Below are 19,614 nucleotides of genomic sequence, written 5' to 3' on the forward strand. Positions count from 1 at the left end.
TCGCGGTTATGACTGGAACAGATAAACCTGCAAAACCGGCTCCGCATGCGGTGCCGCTGCCGCGCACATGGGACGCGCGCGCGGCGCGCTGGCTCGTGACGCCGCTCGTGCCGACCTGCGTCACTCCCAATCATCTGACCACGCTGCGCCTGTTGATCGGCCTCGTTGGCGCCTTCTATCTGGCGCACGGCGACTTTCTGCACGTCAATATTGGCGCATTTCTGATTGTTTTGTCGAATTTCGTTGATCACACCGACGGCGAGCTCGCGCGAATCAGTGGTAAAACCAGTCGAATCGGCCATTTCTACGATCTCGCCGCCGACGCGGTAACGACCGTCCTTCTGTTCCTGGGCATGGGCTACGGGCTCGGCGCCGCAGCGGTTGCCGCCGGCTCCGCCAGGATTCAATGGCACGTGCCGCCTGCCTTGCTCGGCGGTGTAGCCGGCGTGGCGGTCGCAGTGATCTTCTTTCTGCGCATGCGCATCGAGGAAATGGCCGGCAAGGCCGGCACCCAGCAGGCGTTCGTCGGTGGCTTCGAAACGGAAGACGTGCTCTATCTGTTGCCGCTCGTCACGCTCACCGGGATCGTCTCGCCGTTTGTCGTGGCCGCGTCCATTGGCGCGCCGCTTTTTGCCATTTACGTGGTGCTCGACTATTGGCGCGTCACGCGTCGCGTGAGGCCAGCCAAGGAAACCAGTCAGGCCTGGATCAGCAGATGAGTGTGCAAGCAGAAGAAGAACACGTCGCCGCCAATATGCGTGCCGCCGGCGCTCAGTCGGCCGCTCAGTCAGCCGAGGCGGATGCCGCGATTGGCCGTGCGCTGGGCAAGCAGGACCCGGATCGGCTGCGCGGCGAGTACGTGGATCAGGGCTCGTTCCTCTACCTCTCCGAATTCCTGCCTCCTGAGGCGACGCAGCGGCTCATCGACGCCGCCAACGCGCTCATGCCCGAGGTCAACCGCAATTTCATCCCGGGCCACAAGGCCGGCGGCAGTGTGAGCCGTCACACGATCGACCGCTTGCAGCCGTATATCGCTGAGCTGTACCGCTCGCCGAAGCTCATCGCGTGGCTGGAAAAGATCACGGGCGACCGGCTCCAGCTTTCTCCGGAGAACGATCCGCACGCGTACGCGCTCTATTACTACACGCGTGCAGGCGATCACATCGGCTGGCATTACGACACCTCGTATTACGACGGCCGCCGCTATACCGTGTTGTTCGGCGTAATCGACGACTCCTCGTGCATCCTCGACTACGAGCTGCACACGCGCGACGCCAGCAAGACCGACGAGCCGGGCGCCGTGCAGTATCCGCCGGGCGCGCTCGTGCTGTTCGACGGCGACAAGCTGCGTCACCGCGTGACGCCGAGCCGCGAGGGCGAAGTGCGTGTCTCGCTCACGTTCGAATACGTGACGAACCCGAACATGCGCCCGTGGCGGCGTTTCATCTCGAACATGAAGGACGCGATCGCGTACTTCGGCTTTCGCCAGGTGTTCCGCAAGGCGCTCCAGTCCGCGCGTGCTGGCGGCGGCAAGGCTGGAGGGCCGGCGTGAGTCGTGCCGCCATTGTGCTGATGTCGATCGGCACGGCACTGTTCATTGCGCTGCTCGCATGGCAGGGTCTCGGCTCGGTCACGGGCGCGCTCGCAGTGGCAGGCTGGGGGCTCGCGCTGGTCGCTGCCTTCCACCTTGTGCCGCTCGCGCTCGATGCAGGTGCGATTGCCGTTCTGTTTCGCAAAAGCGACCAGGTCGGCCGGCGCGATGCGCTGCTCGCGCGCTGGAGCGGCGAGTCCGTGAACAGTCTGCTGCCGGCCGGGCAGATCGGCGGTCCGGTTGTCATGGTGCGGCAACTCGCGCAGCGTGGCGTGCCCATGCGCGACGCGGCGGCGGCCATCACTGTGAGCACGACGCTGCAGGCGCTCGCGCAGATCGTCTTCGCGGTGTCCGGCATCGCGCTCTTTTCCGTCTATGCCGCGAACGGCGCGCCGCGCGATCTCGGCGTTGCCGCGCTGATTGCGACCGGCGTGCTTGGCGCCCTCATCGGGCTTTTCTATGTCGCGCAGCGCCGCGGGCTGTTCGGCCGCGTGCTGCGTCTCGCCTCGAAGATATTCGGCAAGCGCGACTGGTCCTCGCTCACCTCGCGCGCCGACGCCGTCGACGCCGCCGTCAAGGCGCTCTATGCCGATCGCGCCCGCGTGGTGGCCAGCTTCGTGCTGAGCTTCGTGGGCTGGCTCGTCGGCACGGTGGAAGTGTGGCTTGCGCTGCGCTTTCTCGGCCATCCCGTCGGCTGGGTCGATGCGTTGCTGCTGGAAAGCATCGGCCAGGCCATTCGCGGCGCGGCTTTTGCCATCCCCGGCTCGCTCGGCGTGCAGGAGGGCGGCTATCTGCTGCTCGCGCCGCTCGTCGGCCTGCCGCCCGAGGCGGCACTCGCGCTCTCGCTCGCCAAGCGCGCGCGAGAGATCGTGCTCGGTCTGCCGGGCCTGCTGTATCTGCATATCAGCGAACGTAGCTGGCAACGCCGACGCGCGGTGCGCGTGCCTGCGGTCGAAGTTGCCGATTGACCTTTTTCTCCCAAGGAACGCATGCGCGCCATCATTCTCGCGGCAGGCCTCGGCCTGCGCCTTCAGCAACGCGCTGGAGAACAGTTTCCGAAATGTCTGCTGGAATTCGAGGGCGTGACGCTGCTCGAACGCCATTTGCAGATGCTCGAGTCGGCGGGCGTCACCGAAGTCGTGCTCGCGCTGGGCTTCCAGCCGGAGCTGGTCGAGGCCGAGCTCAAGCGCATTGCCTGGCCGCATGAGGTCGAGGTGGTGCTCAATCCGCGCTTCGACCTGGGCAGCGTGCTCACGGTGCATCGCACGGCCGATGCGCTCACGCGTGGCGGCGACGTGCTGCTGATGGACGCGGACGTGCTCTATGACGAGCGCGTGTTCGCGCCGCTCGTGGCGGGCGAGGCGCCGGCCAATCGCCTGTTGATCGACCGCGACTTCGAGGCCGGCGACGAGCCCGTGAAGCTGTGCCTGCGCGATGGCGTGCCTGTCGAGCTGCGCAAGCAGCTTGCGGTCGGGCTGCAGTACGACACGATCGGCGAATCGGTTGGCTTCTTCCGCCTGAACGAAACGACGGCGCGCCGCTTTGCGCAGATCGTCGAGGGCTATGTCGATACGGGGCGCGCAAACATGCCGCACGAAGAAGCACTGCGCGATTTGCTGCTCGAACGCGGCAGCGAGTTCGAAACCGCGGACGTGACTGGCGCGCCGTGGATCGAGATCGACTTCCCGAACGACGTGACGCGCGCCACGGAACAGGTGCTCCCGCAATTGGCGCCGGTCGTGAGCCGCGTGAAGCAGACGGCGGTTTGATGGTGCTCTGAGCCGCGGTTTTTGCTGCCGCTATGAGCGGGCCGTGAAGTCCGTTGCCGTGCGAGTGCGGTGGCGGGCTTCATGGCCCTTGTGCTTTTTGCGGCGCTCACCACGTATTTTTCCGCGTCGCTTCATCTGTTGCGGCCTCACCGTTTTCGGCAACACGGTGCCATAATGGCAGCTTTACGCCATCAGCCACGCTGACTGTCGTTCCTGCCCATGCCCCTTGCTCTCGGCACTTTCATCGTTCCGCTCATCGTCGCGTGCTCGATGTTCATGGAGAACGTGGACGCGACGGTCATCGTCACATCGCTTCCCGCGATGGCCCGCGATCTCGGCCAGAGTCCCATCACCCTTAAACTCGCCGTCACGAGCTACGTGATCGGGCTGGGTGTGTTCATTCCCATTTGCGGCTGGGTGGCCGATCGCTTCGGCTCGCGCAACGTGTTTCGCACCGCCATCGGCATCTTCATGGCGGGCTCGCTGCTGTGCGCCGCGTCCAGGTCGCTCGAAATGTTCGTGGCCGCGCGCTTCGTGCAAGGTATCGGCGGCGCGATGATGGTGCCGGTGGGCCGCATCATCATCTTTCGCTCGCTGCCCAAGTCGGACTTCATTCGCGCGGTCAACTATCTGACCGTGCCGGCCTTGCTCGGCCCGGTGATGGGGCCGCCGCTCGGCGGCTTCATCACGACGTATCTGCACTGGCGGCTGATTTTCTTCGTCAATATTCCGATTGGCGTGCTCGGCATCTGGCTCGCGAACCGGCATATCGCGAACATGCACGAGGAGCATCCGGGACCGCTCGACTGGTTCGGCTTCATCCTCTCCGCGGGCGGCGCTTCGCTCTTCATGCTCGGGCTGTCGTTCGTGGGCGGCGAGCTGGTTTCCAATGGGAAAGCCGTGACGATGTGCACGGTGGGCGCGCTCTTGCTCGCTGGGTACTGGCTCTACGCGCAGCGCGCCGCACGGCCCGTTCTCGATCTGAAATTTTTGCGCATCCCGAGTTTCAATGCGAGTGTGGCGGGCGGGGCGCTGTTTCGCATCGGACTCGGAGCCGTGCCGTTCCTGCTGCCGCTCTCGCTGCAGGAAGGGCTCGGCATGACGGCGTTCGTTTCGGGCGCAATCACTTGCGCTTCGGCATTCGGCTCGATCTTCATGAAGTCCATCGTTTCGCACGTGCTCGGCCGCTTCGGCTTTCGCCGCACCCTGATCGTCAACGCCGCGCTGGCGGGCGCGTCCATCGCCGTATACGGGCTGTTCACGCCAGGCACGCCAATATGGCTCATCTGGCTCGTGGTGCTGTTGGGCGGCGTGTTTCCTTCGCTGCAGTTCAGCGGGCTGAACTCGCTCGCATACGCCGATATTCCCACCAAAGACATTGGACGCGCGACGAGCGTCGCGAGCGTGATCCAGCAGGTTTCGCTGGGGCTCGGCGTGACCATCGCAGGGATCGTGCTGCAAGTTTCGCATCGGATACAGGGGCATTCGACCATTGTGTGGTCGGACTTCTGGCCTGCGTTCTTCGTCGTGGCACTTTTCTCCGTGGCCTCGATTCCGGTGACGATGCGTCTGCCCGCCAATGCAGGCGAGGAAATTGCGCGTGGGCGGCGCGGCCCCAACTGATCTGCCCGTGCATTTCGCTTGCGCTTGTCTTGTGCTTGTCTTGTGCTTGTCTTGTGCTTGTCTTGTGAAAGGTATCGGCGGCAGGCTTGATCGCAAACGTTTGCGTCGCGTGCTATAAGCGCAATAACCCGGCTGAAAGTCGATTGAAATGCCGGGTTGCAAGCGGGTGCTCGATGAACCGAATCATGGAGGTCACTGAATGAAGCTGGTCAATAGAACGAAAATTTCCGCCGTTGCTTTCGCAATCGTTTCGCTTTCCACGCTGTCCGCGGGCTTTCTCGAAGCCACGCCCGCATTCGCGAAGGACACGCAGCAACGTCCCGCAATCCTGAACGCATCGGCAGTTGCCGTGGCCGACAAATTTGCTGCCGACGCCGCCGAGCAGATCTTCAAGGAAGGCGGCAATGCCGTCGATGCGGCGGTTGCCATCGCCTTCTCATTGGCCGTTACGTATCCCGAAGCCGGCAACATTGGCGGTGGCGGCTTCATGACGCTGTATGTGAACGGCAAGCCGTACTTCCTCGACTATCGCGAGCGCGCGCCGCTGGCCGCCACGCGCAACATGTACCTCGACGACAAGGGCAACGTGATCGAGGGCAAGAGCCTCTACGGTTACGACGCCGCGGGCGTGCCGGGCACCGTCGAGGGCATGTGGGCGGCCCAGCGCCGCTTCGGCAAGCTGCAATGGAAGCAGGTGCTGCAGCCCGCGATCAAGTACGCGCGCGACGGCTTCGTCGTCGACGAGCAACTTGCGAAGCGCCGCGCGGAAGCGTCGAAGGAATTCGGCGGCAAGACCAATTTCGACCAGTACTTCGGCGACATGAAGGAGGGCGCGACGTTCAAGCAGCCCGATCTCGCCAATGTGCTGACGCGCATCGCGAACCAGGGCGCGAAGGACTTCTACGACGGCAAGACCGCCGACCTGATCGCGACGGCGATGAAGGGCAACGGCCTCATTACGAAGCGCGATCTGCAGGAGTACAAGGCAGTCTGGCGCCAGCCGGTGGAGGCCAGCTGGAACGGCTATGAGGTGATCACCGCGCCGCCGCCGAGCTCGGGCGGCGTGGGCCTCGTGCAGCTGCTCAAGATGAAGGCGATGCTCGCGCCGCAGTTCAAGGACGTGTCGCTGAATTCGCCGCAATACATCCATCTGATCGCAGAGATCGAAAAGCGCGTATTCGCCGACCGTGCACAGTATCTCGGCGACCCCGACTTCTACAAGGTGCCGGTCGAGCAGCTCACCGACGACGCCTATCTTGCCAAACGCGCCGGCGAAGTGGAACCCGTGAAGCTGTCGGATACGAAGAGCGTGCAGCCCGGCCTCGGCACTTCGATGCCGCAGATGGCGGACACGGCGCACGGCAACAAGATGCCCGAGAAGGCCGAGACGACGCACTTCTCGGTGGTCGACAAGTGGGGTAACGCCGTTTCGAACACCTATACGATCAACGGTTACTTCGGCTCGGGCGTCGTAGTGCCGGGCGCGGGCATCGTGCTGAACGACGAAATGGACGACTTCTCGTCCAAGCCCGGCGTGCCGAACATGTTCGGTGTGGTCGGCAGCGATGCAAATGCGATTGCGCCAAAGAAGCGTCCGCTCTCGTCGATGACGCCCACGATCCTCACGAAGGACGGCAAGGTGGCGCTCGTGATCGGCACGCCTGGCGGCTCGCGCATCTTTACGTCGATCTTCCAGGTCATCAACAACATCTACGACTTCAAGATGCCGCTGAAGGACGCGGTTGCCGCGATGCGCTTCCACCATCAACTGCTGCCGCCCAATACGATTTTCTGGGAGCCGTACCAACCGATCGATGGCGATCTCGCGAGGCAGGTCGAGGCCAGGGGCTATGTGCTCAAGGGCCAGGAGTTCAGCGGCGACATTCAGGCGATCCGTATCGACGGCGACACGCCGGAGGCGGCGGCCGATCCGCGCGGACGTGGCGTGACGCGCGTGATGCAGTGACCTGAGATGCACGCGTCGGTAGAGTTTGCCGGCGCGTTGCGCTTCAATGTTGCGAATCGGGTTGCCGATGAGAAAAAAATGCCGATCCAGTTTTCCCAAATTTGGGTCGGCGCGCGGCGCTTCGGGCGCATGCGTATAAAGCTCGCATCCGATGAACGTTTGCTGGCGTTTTGTCCTCTTTATTGAGGACTCGGCGACCTGGATCGTCGCGTAGTATGCAAATTCCGGCGGCGTGAAAACCCAGCCGGCGTGTGTTTTCCTGGGCGGCCATGGCCGCCCGTTTTTCTTTTCGGGCCTCGTTCATGTGCTCGCGGGTTTTCTTGAATGGGTTGGGCACGCCAACTGCGATCTAATGTTGACGGCTGCCCCGATGTCTGCGCACGCAACGGCAACGGGCCCGACCCGGAGGCGACACAAGCGCTTTTCAACCATGATCCATCACGCCGCGCATGCAACTCACAAGCCGCGAACTGGCGTTGCTCGCTGACGTCTTCAAGCCGCTGGCCGACCGCACCTTGCCGGAGGACGTCCTGCGGCTCGAAGTGGGGCGGCGCATGCTCGATCTGCTGCGCGCGGACTATATGGGGTCCTACGTCTGGGATGCCGTGCAGGGAGCGTTCGTGCATCGCGTGGCCGTCAACATGTCCGCGGACAATCTCGGCGATTACGAACGCTATTTCCAGTATTGCGATCCACTCATGCCGTCATTGCAGAACCGTCGTGAGGCGGTGCGCGTGACCGACGTGGTGCCGCACGACGTGCTCGCGAGCACCGAGTTCTTCAATGATTTCCTGCGCCGCGACGGCCTGTACTGGGGCTTGAACCTGTTCGTCTGGGACGGCGACGAGAACATCGGCGATTTGCGGATCTGGCGCGGCAAGCACCGGGAGAATTTTTCCGATCATGAACTTGCCTTGCTCGAACTGATCCGGCCGGCCTTCACCGTGGCATTGGCACGCTCGCGCCGTGAAGCCGGCATGACGAAGGCGCCTGAAGCGCCCGTGGAGGTCACGCCGGAGGAGATGGTGCAATCTGGAGACGATCTGCTCGGGCGTCTCACGCCTCGCGAGCGCGAGGTGGTCGTGCTCGCGGCCGAGGGGCTGCTGGACAAGGAGATCGCGCAGCGGCTCGGCATTTCCTATACGACCGTGCGTACGCACCTCGATCGTTCGTTTCAGAAACTCGGCATCAACAATCGTTCGCGGCTCGCGCGGCTGCTGCAGTTGTCGCGGCGCTGAGCGAGCCGGCGCGTTGCGTATCGGAAACGCAACGCGCCTGGGCTCGCCGGGGATTGCGTTCTTTTTGTGCCTTATTGCGGCATCGACATGCCCTCGCGGGCCGCGTCGATCAGGCCGAGCGAGGTCTCGGCGTTGCCGATCCGCTCCACCGCGAGCAGCGCGAAGCGCGCGAGGAAGAGCGGGGCGTTGGCCTCGCCAAGCTCGGTCATGGTCTTGCACAGCCGTGTGTAGACCATGTCGAGTTCACTGTCGGTCATGACGTTCTCCAGTCCTGGTTGCATCGTTTTCGGTGGTGTGGGCAACGTGCCTCAGGCACGCAATGCGTGATCGAGCGCGTCCAGCGCGCGTTGCGCCAGCGTGTCGCCGGCGCCTTGCCAGCGGCCGAGCACGTGACCGTCGGGGCGCACGAGATAGAGCGTGTCCGCCGCGGCGCCGTATATCGGGAAGAGCCGGCCCGTGTGGTCCCAGCCGCATCGGCGCGTCACGTCGGCGGGCTCGTGCTGCGTGAGCGGCACGAGCCTGAACGGCACGTCGCGCGAGGCGAATGCCGCATCGAGCGCGTCGACGGCGGGTGGCACCGCGCCGTTTGCGCTGAAATAGAGCGCCGTAAAGCATGGTCCGACGAGATCGGTCAGATAGCCCTCGCTCATTGAGCCACGGTCGAAGATCGACAATGGGCATTCGGGCAGCACCGCGCCGGGCGCCGGGCCGCTGGCGAGCGTATCGGAAACCGCGTTCAGCGGCGAAGCCGTATAGGCAATCGCCGAGGTCTGACGCGGGTTGATGAGCGAGCGCACGCCTGGATGCGCGAGCGCGAGGCTCAGCACCGCGGTGCGCATCAGCTCGAATGCGAACGAGGGAGGCGCCATGAATTCGGTGCTCTTCGTGCCGTAGCTCAGGTTCTCGTGCGTCGCGAATACGCGCTCGTCGGAGTAACTGTCGAGCAACCGCGCGCTTGCGCGCCCTTGCACCACCCAGGCGAGTTTCCACGCGAGGTTGTCGGCGTCGTCGATGCCCGAATTCGCGCCGCGCACGCCGAAGATCGGCACGAGGTGCGCCGCGTCGCCCGCGAACAGCACGCGGCCGTGGCGATAGCGTTCGAGCGTGAGGGCGTTGGCCTTGTAGATCGTGATCCAGATGGGCGACCACGGCGCGGTCTCGCCCATCATGTCCAGCAGGCTTTGCACGCGGGGCATCACGTTTTCGGGCTTGACGGCCTCTTCGGCGTCCTCGCCGTCGCGTAGCTGATAGTCGATGCGCCAGACGTTGTCGGGCTGCTTGTGCACGAGCACGGTCGAGCCCGGGTTCGAGGCCGGGTCGAAGTAGGCGAGGCGCTCGGTGGGGCGCGCACTGTCGAGCAGGATGTCGACGATCACGTAGCGGCCCTCGTAGCTCGTTCCGGTGAGCTTCAGGCCCAGCGCGTCGCGAACCGTGCTGCGCCCGCCGTCCGCGGCGACGAGCCAGTCGGTCCGGACCTCGTAATCACCTGCGGGCGTTGCGAGCGTAAGCGTTGCGCCGTGCGCGTCCTGCTGCACGGCCGTCACGCGGGTGCGCCAGCGAATCTCGATCAGGTCGGCATGCCGCTCGGCCGCGTCTAGCAGGAACTGCTCGATGTGGTACTGGGCGAGGTTGACCATCGGCGGCAGCTTCTGGTTTTCGTCCTGCGGCATCGTGAAGTGCAGGACCTCGTCGTTGCGATAGAAGCTGCGTCCGCCCGTCCACGGCAGGCCCTTCGCGAGAAAGCCGTCGAGCGCGCCGAGACGCTCGATGATCTCGAGGCTGCGGCGTGAAATGCAGATCGCGCGGCTGCCGTAGCAGACCGATTCGTCGGCCTCGATCAGCACCGAGCGCACGCCGTGCTTCGCGAGTCCCAGCGCAATGGCGAAGCCGACCGGGCCGCCGCCGACGATCATCACGGGATGGCGCGCTTGTTCGCGGCCGTCGACGAGCTCGGGCAGGCGGGCGTCGTAGTGCCTCGCCTCGAACGGATAGGGCTTGAATTCGGTGTTCATGGTGCGGCGCGTCCGTGCGTGGCGGGGCCGTTGCCGATCGGGGAATGGGCGAAACGAGGCATGAGGGAAGACGACTCCGATTGGAAATTTTTTCTCGCGCACCGTAAAAGGTGCGCCGCGCGGGGCCGCCGCGCTATCGGGGCCCGGCGCAAGGCCGGCCGCGATGCATGCAGTATGGAGCGAGGCAGGCGCGGCGCTGTCCTCATTTTGGGTACAGCGTGCCGGCAGGCGCCGCGGACGCAGCGCGCGGTGACGCGTTTAACCCTCAGGCCTCTTGTCGTTGGCGAGGCAGAGCGCGAAGAGCTGGCGCTGGCTGGAGATGCCGAGGCGCTGATACGCGCGCTTCTGATAGGTCACGACGCTGCTCGGCTTGACGCCCATGCATTCGGCGATCCCGGCGGCGCTTCTGCCTTCCAGCACGCCGCGCAGCGCATCGAGCTCGCGCTTCGAAAGCGCCGGGCACAGGCCGCGCAGGCGCGCGAGCATCAATTGCGGAATGCCCATCTGGCTCTGGCCGCGCAGGGCGTAGTGATGCTTCGTGGCCTCACCGATCAGCGGTGCTAGCGACTCGACCAGCTCGACCTCGGCTGGCTGGAAATTGCCGGCAGCGCGCTCGCGATAGAGATTCACCGAAAGCCAGATATCGGCGGCGGGTTGCAGCAGCAACGAGAGCCGATCGGAAACATTGGGCGTGGCGTAGCAGGCGTGGCGATAGCCGTCGTGAGCGATGTCCTCGCTCGATTGCCAGTGCAGCACCAGTGACGAACCCGGCTTGCCGGCCGAGTCGCCGCCGACGATCTGCTGATTGCCGTCGAGTGCGTAGAAGAGCCGCGAATAAGTGTCGGCGACGTCACGCAGGAACCGGCCGCCGCGATGGTCGGCGACCGAAACAGTACGCGGACGGTTGCCGAATTCGTACGCGAACACCGTGCATTGCGACACCGAGGTGGCTGGCCCGAGCATGTTGAGGACCTCGGTGGCGAGCGCGTTGGTGTCGTCGCGGCCAATCGAGGAGATGAGGCTGGTGACGCGAGACAGGTCGAATTGGCCCGTTTGTCTCGGTCGGTCAAGACGCCAGTGACGCATGTTTCTGAAGGGAAAACGGCGGAAATCGGCTGCTATGGCAGGGCAGCCCAGAGTAGCACCGATTCGCACGTCTGCGTAAGCCTTCCAGAACGCCAAGCGCGCCAGAAAAGGGCCGGTTCGACGCGTGACACCCGGAGTGAGCCGGCAGTCGAGCGGCAAGCAAGAAAGCGTCCAGTTAGGGTAATCTCCATACTTCGTGCTGCACCTGCACACAAGTTTCCTTTCTGATCAAAACGTCTTCGCGCAGGAAATCCCGATATGTGGACGCTTCCCACCGCCATCCCACCCGATTTCGGTACCGGGGCGGTATTTTTCAGCGTGCTCGTGACGCAGCTCGGCGTGCCGGTTCCCGCCGCGCCGGTGCTGATCCTGGCGGGCACGATGGCGGCGGGCGGCGAGGCGTCGTATGGGAGTCTGCTGCTGGCGGCGATCGTTGCCACCTTGTTCGCCGATTCGCTCTGGTTCACGGCGGGCCGCATGCGTGGACGCCGCCTGCTCAATTCACTCGTGCGCTTCTCGCTTTCTCTCGATACGACCATTCGTGTCGCGCGCAACGTGTTCGAGCGCCACGGTGCGCCCATTCTCGCGGTGGCGAAGTTCGTGCCCGGTCTGGGTCTCATGTCCGCGCCGCTGCTTGGCACGACGTCGATGGACGTGCGTCTCTTTCTGCTCTGGGACGCAGTGGGGGCAACGCTATGGGCCGGCACGTGGCTCATCGGCGGCGCAGCCATGCACGCGCAAATTGCCCGCTTCGCGATGTTCGTGCGCGCCAACGGCTGGACCATCTTCGACGTGCTCGCGCTGGCCGGCCTGTTGTTTCTCGCCTGGCGCTGGGGGCGCCGCCTGCAGTTGCGCCGCTGGCTGGCTACTCATCGCATCTCGCCCGATCAGCTCGACGAGATGATGAAGTCGCCTGTGCCGCCTGTCGTGTTCGATGCGCGGCCGCAAAGCGTGCGCGAAAAGGAGGCCTGGCGCATTCCGGGCGCGCGGCCGCTCAATCTCGATTCGAGCGAAGCGCTGGCGCCCGAACTGCTCGCACGGCCCATCGTGGTGTATTGCGTGTGCCCGAACGAGGCGACGGCCAAGCGCATCGTGAGCCAACTTCGCAGCAAGCACATCTATCATGCTCACGCGCTCAAGGGCGGCCTCGACGCGTGGGAGCGCCACGGCTATCCCGTCGAGCCGCTTTCTTCCGAATTCCATGCCGCGCATGCGCGCGAGGACGAGGAATTCGAAGCCGTCGCCGAACAGGAGTTCACGGTTCGGGCCAGCATTTCAGAGTAATTCGCTCACGCTTAGTCGCGGTCCGTTGCGTCGGTTCCGCTGCAGCGGGCCCCCGCATCGTGTGCATCGGCCGTGTCGTCAGGCGCGCTGGCGGCGCGAGCCGCCGCCCACGTTCCGTCCCGCGTCGCGCGCCATCTGTGCATAGCCCCAGATCGAAAGCAGCGTGAGCACGCCTGCGCTCAAAAACGCCAGGCGGAAATCGTCGAGCGTGAACGCACGGCCGCTCGATTCGCCGTTGACGCTTGCCGCGACGCGCAGCGCGAGCGCGCCAAACGCGATCCCGAGTCCGTTGGTCATTTGCGCAGCCGCGCTCCACAGCGTGCTGGCCGCACTCATCTGCGGCTGCGCGACGTCGGCGTAGGCGAGCGTCGCGAGCGTCGAAAATTGCATCGAGCGCGTGACGCCGTACACGAAGATCACGATCAGCACGATGGCGAGCGGCGCGTCGGGCGTGAGCATGCCGCACGCGATCATCGAAGCGCCGGCAAGCGCCACGTCGACTACCGCGACGAGCCGAAAGCCCCAGCGCTCGAGAATGCGCGTCGTGAGCGCTTTCATGCCCAGATTGCCCAGCGCGCTCGCGAGCAGCAGCAGCCCCGACTTGAACGCGGAGAGCCCGAAGCCGATCTGGAACAGCAGCGGCATCAAGTAGGGCGCCGCGCCAATGCCGATGCGCGTGATCGAGCCCGTCACGACCGTGACGGAGAAAGTCGGAATCGCAAGTGTGGAAACGTCCACAAGCGGATGCGGATGGCGTTTCGCATGAAAGAACGCGATGGCGCCGATCAGCACGCCGGCACCCACGAGGGCTGCCGCGCGCCATGGGCTCGAGCCCGCCTGGCTCGCGAGTTCCGCGCCGTAGAGTATGGCCGTGAGCGCAGCCCCGCTCAGCACGAGTCCGACGACATCGAGCGGCCGGCGCTGTTCGCTGCGCAGATTCGGCACCACGGCCGCGATGGCCGCAAGCACGGCAAGGCCGAATGGGATGTTGAGCAGGAAGATCCAGCGCCACGACGCATAGGTCGTAATGAAGCCGCCCACCGGCGGCCCGACCACGGGCGCCGCAATGGCTGGCCAGGTGATGGTGGAGATCGCTTGCATCAGGCGGCTCTTGTCGGTGCTGCGCACCACGATCATGCGGCCCACCGGCACCATCATGGCGCCACCGATGCCTTGCAGCACGCGCGCGGCGACGAACTCCCAGAGATTCTGCGAGATGCCGCAGAGCACCGAGGCGAATGTGAAGGTCACCACCGCGCCGAAAAACACGGTGCGCGAGCCGCAACGGTCGGCCACCCAGCCGCTTGCCGGGATGAAGATGGCAAGCGCGAGCATGTACGCGGTCACGCCGAGGCTGAGGCTGTTCGGCCCAATGCCGAACGAATGCGCCATTTGCGGCAGCGCTGTGGCGATCACCGTGGTGTCGAGGTACTCCATGAAGAACGTAGCCGCGACGATGTAGGGCAGCCAGCCGACCGACGCGGCGCTTACCGGGTTGTTGCGTGCATCGTCGTTCATCGCGCCGCCTCGTGGCGGGGCTGGAAGCGCGGCATCGGGGGCGAGGGGCAGAGCGAAGGGCGCATCATGAGGCGGTCGGCGGGCAAGTTTCCGATCGGAATGTCGTGGGTCGGAAGATTGCTGCGCGCGGCCCACTGGAAAGGCCACAGTTTCCGATAGGAAAGCGCATCTGTACAGCGGCGTTCGTGCTCCGCATCGGCCCGGCGGGCGGCGGGGCGCGCTCGTTGGCCGATGGGCGCGCCGCAGCCGCGGTCGCTGCCCGGTGGCGTCGCGCGGCTAGTTCGTATCGGTGGAGCGGAGGATCTCCGCGGCCCCGAGATGAATGGCCAGCGCGAAGAAGTCACGCTCGGCCAGATTCGCCGCTTTGGCGATGGCAAGTGCGCGGTGATGGTCGTGCGGATGCAGGAGCAGCTTGACTTCGACTTTGGCGGGCGGGTTGAGGGCGGATTCCACGGCATGACTCCTTCGGTATTCGGGCGCTTTCGGGCTTTCGGCCCGTCGCGAGTGCGTAGCCCTTTACCGGTCGCCAGTGCGCGAGCCGCTGGTCGCTGTGCATGTTGCTGCGAACGAGGCGGCGCTAGACGTGGAGTGGGCCTGAGTTGCCAGCCGCGCCTCGTGCGTGCGCGACGGCGGGATACACGTGCCGGGCGTCAGCGCGGCGCGGGCGATCGTCTTTCGATTGCGAAAGTTCTGCGGATAAAACGGGAATGAGGCGAGACGGGCGGCGTATACGGCAGGCAAGCGAACTGCATGAGCAAGCAACCTCCGGAATTTTTCTTCTGATGCGGCAGGCCGCCGCGGGTACTACGGGCGCAAGTATAGTCATGTCCCGCACCAGGGTAAATACCTGGTTGATGCGGCTGGCTCAAATCTTTGTTGCGAATTTTGATGCAATCGAGCGCCAATACCGGACGACGCCTCGTCGGCGTGGTCCGGTTCATCGGTATTTCGCGGGATGCATGGAAGGCTGGGCGGGTTGGGGCGGTTTAACCCGTGGTGTCTTTGAGCAGCCGGGTGCGCGCCGAGCCGAGGGATTCGAAGCGGCCATGGGTGTCGTCGAAAACGGAAATCGTGCCGTGACCGATGTCGTACACCCAGCCCTGCAGCTGGAGCTGGCCCTGCGCCACGCGAGCCGCAACCGCCGGATGGGTGCGCAGGTGCGTGAGCTGCAGGCGAACATTTTCCTCGACGAGCGCCTGCACGATCTGATCGTCGTTCAGCCCGCGCGTTTGCACGACGCTGCGTGCCGCCTCGGCGTTGCGCAGCCACGCTTGCACGGTGGGCATCTCCGCCGTGGATTCGGGGCCGGCGGCGAGACCCTTCATGGCGCCGCAGTCGGAGTGGCCGCACAGCACGATCTGCCGCACGTTCAGCGCGAGCACGGCGAATTCGACCACCGCCGAGACGCCGCCGAGCATTTCCCCGTAGGCCGGCACGATATTGCCGATGTTGCGGCAGACGAACAGCTCGCCGGGACGCGTCTGCGTAATCAATTCTGGCGAGACGCGCGAATCGGCGCAGGTGATGAACAGCGTGTGCGGCGACTGGCTGTGGGCAAGGCTACGGAACAGCTCCTTGTCGCCTGGAAACACGTTACGAGCGAACTCATCCACGCCGTTGAGGAGGTGCAGCAAATCGCAGCCGCACGATTCGGAGTGGACGTCGTGCGAGTGAGGATGGTCTGGCATGGATGTTTCTCTCTTTATCATGAATCGACACATTCGAATGGCAGCAGCGGAAGTTTACGCCGAGTCGCGTCCGGCCGCCGCGTTTCGGTTCGGAAAGTTCCGTCCGAACGTACGTTTTCCCGTTTTCCGCTCGTCACATGCCTGTGCGAGTGGTCATCTGCGCGTAAAACACGGTATCGCGCACGAGCTTGCCGCGCGGCACCGGTCTGCCGGCCTCAAATACGTACTGTCTCACGCACAAGGCGCGGGTTATGCAACGTCGAGCCTGAATATCGGGCTTCGGTGCGCTACGCGCTGTGCCTTATTCGTCATACGACCGGCCAGTCGGTCGACCTGGCTCGCGCGAGTGCTCTGGTGAACCTTGCGTAGCCCCCGCGAGCCATGTCGAGGTCCGAAGACGTGCGTCCACCGGGGCTGGCGGGGCAGGATTGTACTTGACGCAAAAATATATGCGAGGGGCGGTAGAGAAATGTCGGAGGCGCCTGCTCCGGAGCCACACAGCGGGATCGACTTGCCGGGCTGATTCCACGCCGCTGGTATTTACTTCGGATATCGAATTGATTGGTCTGGCCACGGGACCAGGGTGACGCTCGCGCGCCGATGCGCCTCAGGATTCCACGGCGTGGCGCGCGGCTCCGGCGCGCCGGCCGGGCATGAAATACCACACGCCGGCGAGCACTTGCAGTGCGATCAGGCCGGTCCACACCGCTTGATGCGCGACGACGGGATAGTGGCCGTCCACGGCGCTCCAGTGGCCGAGCGCTGCGCCAATCGCGATCTGCGCGACGAAGATGCCAATGAAGATGACGAGCGTGAATGTGGTATTGACGCGGCCGATCAGGCGCGGGGGGAAGTGTTCGGCGAGCACGGCATAAGTGAGGATGCCGGTGCTGCCCAGCGCGCCATACGCGGCCCACAGGAACGCGGCGGGCAACGGCACGCGCGCCGCGAGCAGCACCTGGACGAGCACGAAGAGCCCCATCGTGACGCCAGAAAAGCGTGCGACGCTTACGCCGTATTGCTCGAAGGTCCGCGCGAGCGCACCGAAGCCGATGTTGCCGACGATGAACGCGCCGCCGAGCACGGAAACGAGCGAGGCTGCGCGCGAAGCCACCTCGGTCGTGCCGGCGGGCGCCATGTCGCGCAGGAACGCGCCTACCCACAGCGACTGCATCGCGTAGAACACGATCTGCGTGAAGGCAGAGAACGTCGCGGATTTCCAGAACGCATGGCTGCGCAGGATGTGCGCGGTGCCCTTGAACTGCTCGAGCACGCTCGCCTGGTGGTGCGTGTCGCGCGTGCGCGGGCCGCCGATCCAGATGATGGTGGCGACGGCCGCGGTGAGCACGGCGAGTCCGACGCTAACGTTGCGCCACGGCACAATCGTGAGCAGCCAGGAGAGCGGGGCGCCGACCGCAACGCCGCCGAGGCCTCCAACGGCCATCACGAGTCCGTTGACGAGCGTGAGCTGGGCGACCGGGAAGTGCTGGGCTGTGGCCTTGAACGCGCCGCCGAGGCACACCGACACGCCCACGCCAACCAGCAGACGCCCAATCATCATCGCGGCCATGCTGTGAGAAAGGCCGAACACGAGTGCGCCGGCGGCGGCCACCAGCATCACGCACGCGGTCACGCGGCGCGGGCCGAAGTGGTCGAGCAGCACGCCGGCGGGGATCTGGGCGCCCGCGAAGCCCAGGAAATAGAGGCTCGTGAGCGTGCCCAGATCGGTGGCGCTAAGGCCCATTTCGTGCGTCAGGAACGGCGCGAAGCCGAGATTGACGCCGCGAAAAAGGTACGAAATGAAATAGCCGAGCGCAAAAACGGCGAATACGCGCAATCTAAGTGCGGTCATGATGCGAGCGAGGCCCGAAAGCGGATCGAATGGCTGGGTCCCGATTATTGGCGAGAAGCCGGCCGCGAGGCCAGCGAGAGATTTCAGCCGCGATTGTGAGTAGAATTTGACGTCATGTCACGACCGCTCCCTCCCTTGCAGGCCCTGCGCGCGCTAGAAGCGGCGGCGCGCCGGCGCAGTTTCAGCCGCGCGGCGGAAGAATTGCATTTGACGCACAGTGCGGTGAGCCATCACCTGCGCGCCCTCGAAGCGGAGCTCGGCGTCGAGCTTTTTCGCCGCGCGGGCAGCCGCATGATCCCCACGGCGGCCGGTGCGCAGCTTGCCGAGCGCGTGCGGCGCAACCTCGAAGGCTTGCGCGACGCGCTCGATGCCACACGTCCGGGCGTGAGCGGCGTGACGCGGCTCGAACTGAGCGTGATGTCCGATTTCGCCTCGGTCTGGCTGATTCCGCGTCTGGGCGACTTCTACGACCGCCATCCCAACGTCGATCTGTCGTTGCGCATGCACGCCGACGTCACGCCGCCCGATCCCTATCCATTCGATATCGGCATCTGGCACAGGCGCGTGGAAGAGCCGGGTTTTCAGATCCGCAAGCTGCTCGACGACCAGGTGGTGGCCGTCTGCAGCCCCGCTCTGCTCGCGCGCTACCCGGCATTTCGTATGGAAGATCTCGCCTCCATGCCGTTGCTGCGTTTCTCGCGCCGCTCGTGGCTCGACTTCTTCGAGGCGGCAGGCGTGGCGGGAGACGAGCCCGAGCGCGGGCCGGTATTCGACGACGCCGGCCTCCTGCTGCAGGCCGCGGTGGCCGGGCAAGGAGCGGCCACGGCGCGCCTGCAGCTCGCGCGCCGCTTCATCGATCGCGGCGAGCTGGTGCAGTTGGGGCAGGTGCGCATTCCCGCATCGCTGGACTATTACTTCACGTGGCGCGAGGGCCATCCGCGCGAAGCGGCAATCCAGCAGTTCTACCGCTGGGTGAAAGCCCAGCTCGTCAATTGACAAGCGCTATTTCCTTGCATGAGTAAATGCGGGTAAAACCTGTGTCCGCGCCTGTCAACGGCATCTTATCGACAAGCGTTGCTCGTCGATAAGGACGCACAATGCTGCACGAGTCCAATGGACAAATTGCGGGCGAATGCGGTTGTTATTCACGGCGCATGCACCTGATTGACTCATTTTCCGAAATGATTGTGTTGGCCGTCCGTGAAGGGAATGGGTTTGCTGTAAATGCTATTCAATAGCATTTCTTGATCTGAGCCCGTTCCGGCGTGTGAAGCGGCGTGCTGGCGCGGGTTGCAGGGTCCGTGGGTTGGCCCCCGTGAATCCTCTGCGGAGTGAGCTGAAGTGGAGGTAAAGTGCATTCGGGCGAAATGGTGGCAGCGACACCTTTCACATCAAGTTCGAAATAAATGGAGTATCGTTACTCCCCAATGCGATCTCCGCGGCGAGATCAGCCGCATTGGCAGCGTCTGTTTACCGGTAGTGAATGGTGTGTAGTGCACGGGTCCCTCGAGGGCCATCAAAAAACTGTGACAACAGGAGAAACCGCATGAAGGCTATTCAGGCGTTCAAACTGGCAGCCGGCACGATGCTGGTCGCCGCCTCGCTCCACGTGTACGCGCAAGACGCAGCAAGCGCGCCCGCCCCGGGGGCGACCGATGCCGCCAAGTCCCAGGCCCAGCAGTCGAAGGCGCAGTACAAGTCGGCCAAGGCGGCCAACCGTGCGCTCTCGCGCAAGGTGCGCGCGGCGCTCGCCAAGGACAAGGACATCAGCGTGGCCAACATCACCGTGCGCGCCAAGGACGGCGCCGTCATCCTGCAAGGCACGGTGCCGGAGCAAGACCAGGTCGACCGCGCCACGGAAGTGGCGAAGGGCGTCGCTGGCGTGACCTCGGTCAAGAACGCGCTGACGATCCGCCCGGTCGGGACCTGATCGCCGGGATACGACGCGTGCCGGTCGCCTTGTGCGGCTGGCCTGCGTCGTGTGAAC

At 64.7% G+C, this 19,614-nt stretch carries 18 protein-coding genes; 11 read left to right on the top strand and 7 right to left on the bottom strand.

Annotation, left to right across the window (positions count from 1 at the left end):
- The first annotated feature begins 8 nt into the window (after positions 1 to 8).
- The 8 genes from EYW47_RS26630 (at position 9) to EYW47_RS42480 (ending at position 8,187) form a co-directional block, all read left to right on the top strand.
- Positions 9 to 719, top strand: coding sequence for a CDP-alcohol phosphatidyltransferase family protein (locus EYW47_RS26630; protein WP_133197872.1), 711 nt, complete (start codon positions 9 to 11; stop codon positions 717 to 719).
- Positions 716 to 1,552: a HalD/BesD family halogenase gene (locus EYW47_RS26635; protein WP_133197828.1), complete on the top strand. Its 837-nt coding sequence runs from the start codon at positions 716 to 718 to the stop codon at positions 1,550 to 1,552. The genes EYW47_RS26630 and EYW47_RS26635 overlap by 4 nt, the downstream gene beginning before the upstream one ends.
- Entirely contained in the window at positions 1,549 to 2,559 is a 1,011-nt protein-coding gene (locus tag EYW47_RS26640) for a flippase-like domain-containing protein (RefSeq protein ID WP_133197829.1), read from the top strand. The genes EYW47_RS26635 and EYW47_RS26640 overlap by 4 nt, the downstream gene beginning before the upstream one ends.
- Positions 2,560 to 2,580: 21 nt before the next feature.
- Positions 2,581 to 3,360 carry a phosphocholine cytidylyltransferase family protein gene (locus tag EYW47_RS26645; RefSeq protein ID WP_133197830.1) on the top strand — a complete coding sequence of 260 codons (780 nt, stop codon included), beginning with the start codon at positions 2,581 to 2,583 and terminating at the stop codon, positions 3,358 to 3,360.
- A 219-nt stretch (positions 3,361 to 3,579) separates the two neighbouring features.
- Positions 3,580 to 4,983 carry an MFS transporter gene (locus EYW47_RS26650; protein ID WP_133197831.1) on the top strand — a complete coding sequence of 468 codons (1,404 nt, stop codon included), beginning with the start codon at positions 3,580 to 3,582 and terminating at the stop codon, positions 4,981 to 4,983.
- Positions 4,984 to 5,182: 199 nt separating this feature from the next.
- Positions 5,183 to 6,949, top strand: coding sequence for a gamma-glutamyltransferase (ggt, locus tag EYW47_RS26655; RefSeq protein ID WP_133197832.1), 1,767 nt, complete (start codon positions 5,183 to 5,185; stop codon positions 6,947 to 6,949).
- A gap of 6 nt (positions 6,950 to 6,955) precedes the next feature.
- Entirely contained in the window at positions 6,956 to 7,135 is a 180-nt protein-coding gene (locus EYW47_RS26660) for a hypothetical protein (protein WP_133197833.1), read from the top strand.
- A 263-nt stretch (positions 7,136 to 7,398) separates the two neighbouring features.
- The gene (locus EYW47_RS42480) at positions 7,399 to 8,187 is read left to right on the top strand and encodes a helix-turn-helix transcriptional regulator (protein ID WP_276322963.1); all 789 of its coding nucleotides are present in this window, start codon (positions 7,399 to 7,401) and stop codon (positions 8,185 to 8,187) included.
- Positions 8,188 to 8,258: 71 nt separating this feature from the next.
- Here the strand turns inward: EYW47_RS42480 and EYW47_RS26670 are convergent, their stop codons facing one another.
- The 3 genes from EYW47_RS26670 to EYW47_RS26680 all read right to left on the bottom strand — a co-directional run bounded on the left by EYW47_RS26670 (position 8,259) and on the right by EYW47_RS26680 (position 11,285).
- Positions 8,259 to 8,444, bottom strand: a complete 186-nt coding sequence (locus EYW47_RS26670; RefSeq protein WP_133197834.1) for a hypothetical protein — start codon at positions 8,442 to 8,444, stop codon at positions 8,259 to 8,261.
- A gap of 51 nt (positions 8,445 to 8,495) precedes the next feature.
- Positions 8,496 to 10,199, bottom strand: a complete 1,704-nt coding sequence (locus tag EYW47_RS26675; protein ID WP_133197835.1) for an FAD-dependent oxidoreductase — start codon at positions 10,197 to 10,199, stop codon at positions 8,496 to 8,498.
- Positions 10,200 to 10,457: 258 nt separating this feature from the next.
- Complete coding sequence (locus EYW47_RS26680) at positions 10,458 to 11,285, bottom strand: helix-turn-helix transcriptional regulator (RefSeq protein WP_133197836.1); 828 nt, start codon at positions 11,283 to 11,285, stop codon at positions 10,458 to 10,460.
- Positions 11,286 to 11,543: 258 nt separating this feature from the next.
- On the opposite strand from EYW47_RS26680, the gene EYW47_RS26685 reads away from it, so the two are divergent.
- A complete protein-coding gene (locus EYW47_RS26685) occupies positions 11,544 to 12,569 on the top strand; it encodes a VTT domain-containing protein (RefSeq protein ID WP_133197837.1) in 1,026 nt (341 codons plus the stop codon).
- A gap of 78 nt (positions 12,570 to 12,647) precedes the next feature.
- Here EYW47_RS26685 and EYW47_RS26690 read toward each other — a convergent pair whose 3' ends face one another.
- The 4 genes from EYW47_RS26690 to EYW47_RS26700 form a co-directional block, all read right to left on the bottom strand.
- The gene (locus EYW47_RS26690; RefSeq protein WP_133197838.1) at positions 12,648 to 14,087 is read right to left on the bottom strand and encodes an MFS transporter; all 1,440 of its coding nucleotides are present in this window, start codon (positions 14,085 to 14,087) and stop codon (positions 12,648 to 12,650) included.
- Between the two features lie 276 nt (positions 14,088 to 14,363).
- Positions 14,364 to 14,540, bottom strand: coding sequence for a hypothetical protein (locus EYW47_RS41035; protein ID WP_165976682.1), 177 nt, complete (start codon positions 14,538 to 14,540; stop codon positions 14,364 to 14,366).
- A 533-nt stretch (positions 14,541 to 15,073) separates the two neighbouring features.
- The gene (locus EYW47_RS26695) at positions 15,074 to 15,775 is read right to left on the bottom strand and encodes a carbonic anhydrase (RefSeq protein ID WP_133197839.1); all 702 of its coding nucleotides are present in this window, start codon (positions 15,773 to 15,775) and stop codon (positions 15,074 to 15,076) included.
- 607 nt (positions 15,776 to 16,382) lie between these two features.
- Positions 16,383 to 17,627, bottom strand: a complete 1,245-nt coding sequence (locus tag EYW47_RS26700) for an MFS transporter (protein ID WP_133197840.1) — start codon at positions 17,625 to 17,627, stop codon at positions 16,383 to 16,385.
- Positions 17,628 to 17,741: 114 nt separating this feature from the next.
- Between EYW47_RS26700 and EYW47_RS26705 the strand changes: the two genes are divergently transcribed.
- Both EYW47_RS26705 and EYW47_RS26710 read left to right on the top strand, forming a co-directional pair.
- On the top strand, positions 17,742 to 18,623 hold the full coding sequence (locus EYW47_RS26705; protein ID WP_133197841.1) for a LysR substrate-binding domain-containing protein: 882 nt from the start codon (positions 17,742 to 17,744) through the stop codon (positions 18,621 to 18,623).
- A 550-nt stretch (positions 18,624 to 19,173) separates the two neighbouring features.
- Positions 19,174 to 19,557: a BON domain-containing protein gene (locus tag EYW47_RS26710; RefSeq protein WP_133197842.1), complete on the top strand. Its 384-nt coding sequence runs from the start codon at positions 19,174 to 19,176 to the stop codon at positions 19,555 to 19,557.
- Positions 19,558 to 19,614: the final 57 nt, after the last annotated feature.

It is taken from the genome of Paraburkholderia silviterrae (genome assembly GCF_004353915.1).
GTDB lineage: Bacteria > Pseudomonadota > Gammaproteobacteria > Burkholderiales > Burkholderiaceae > Paraburkholderia > Paraburkholderia silviterrae.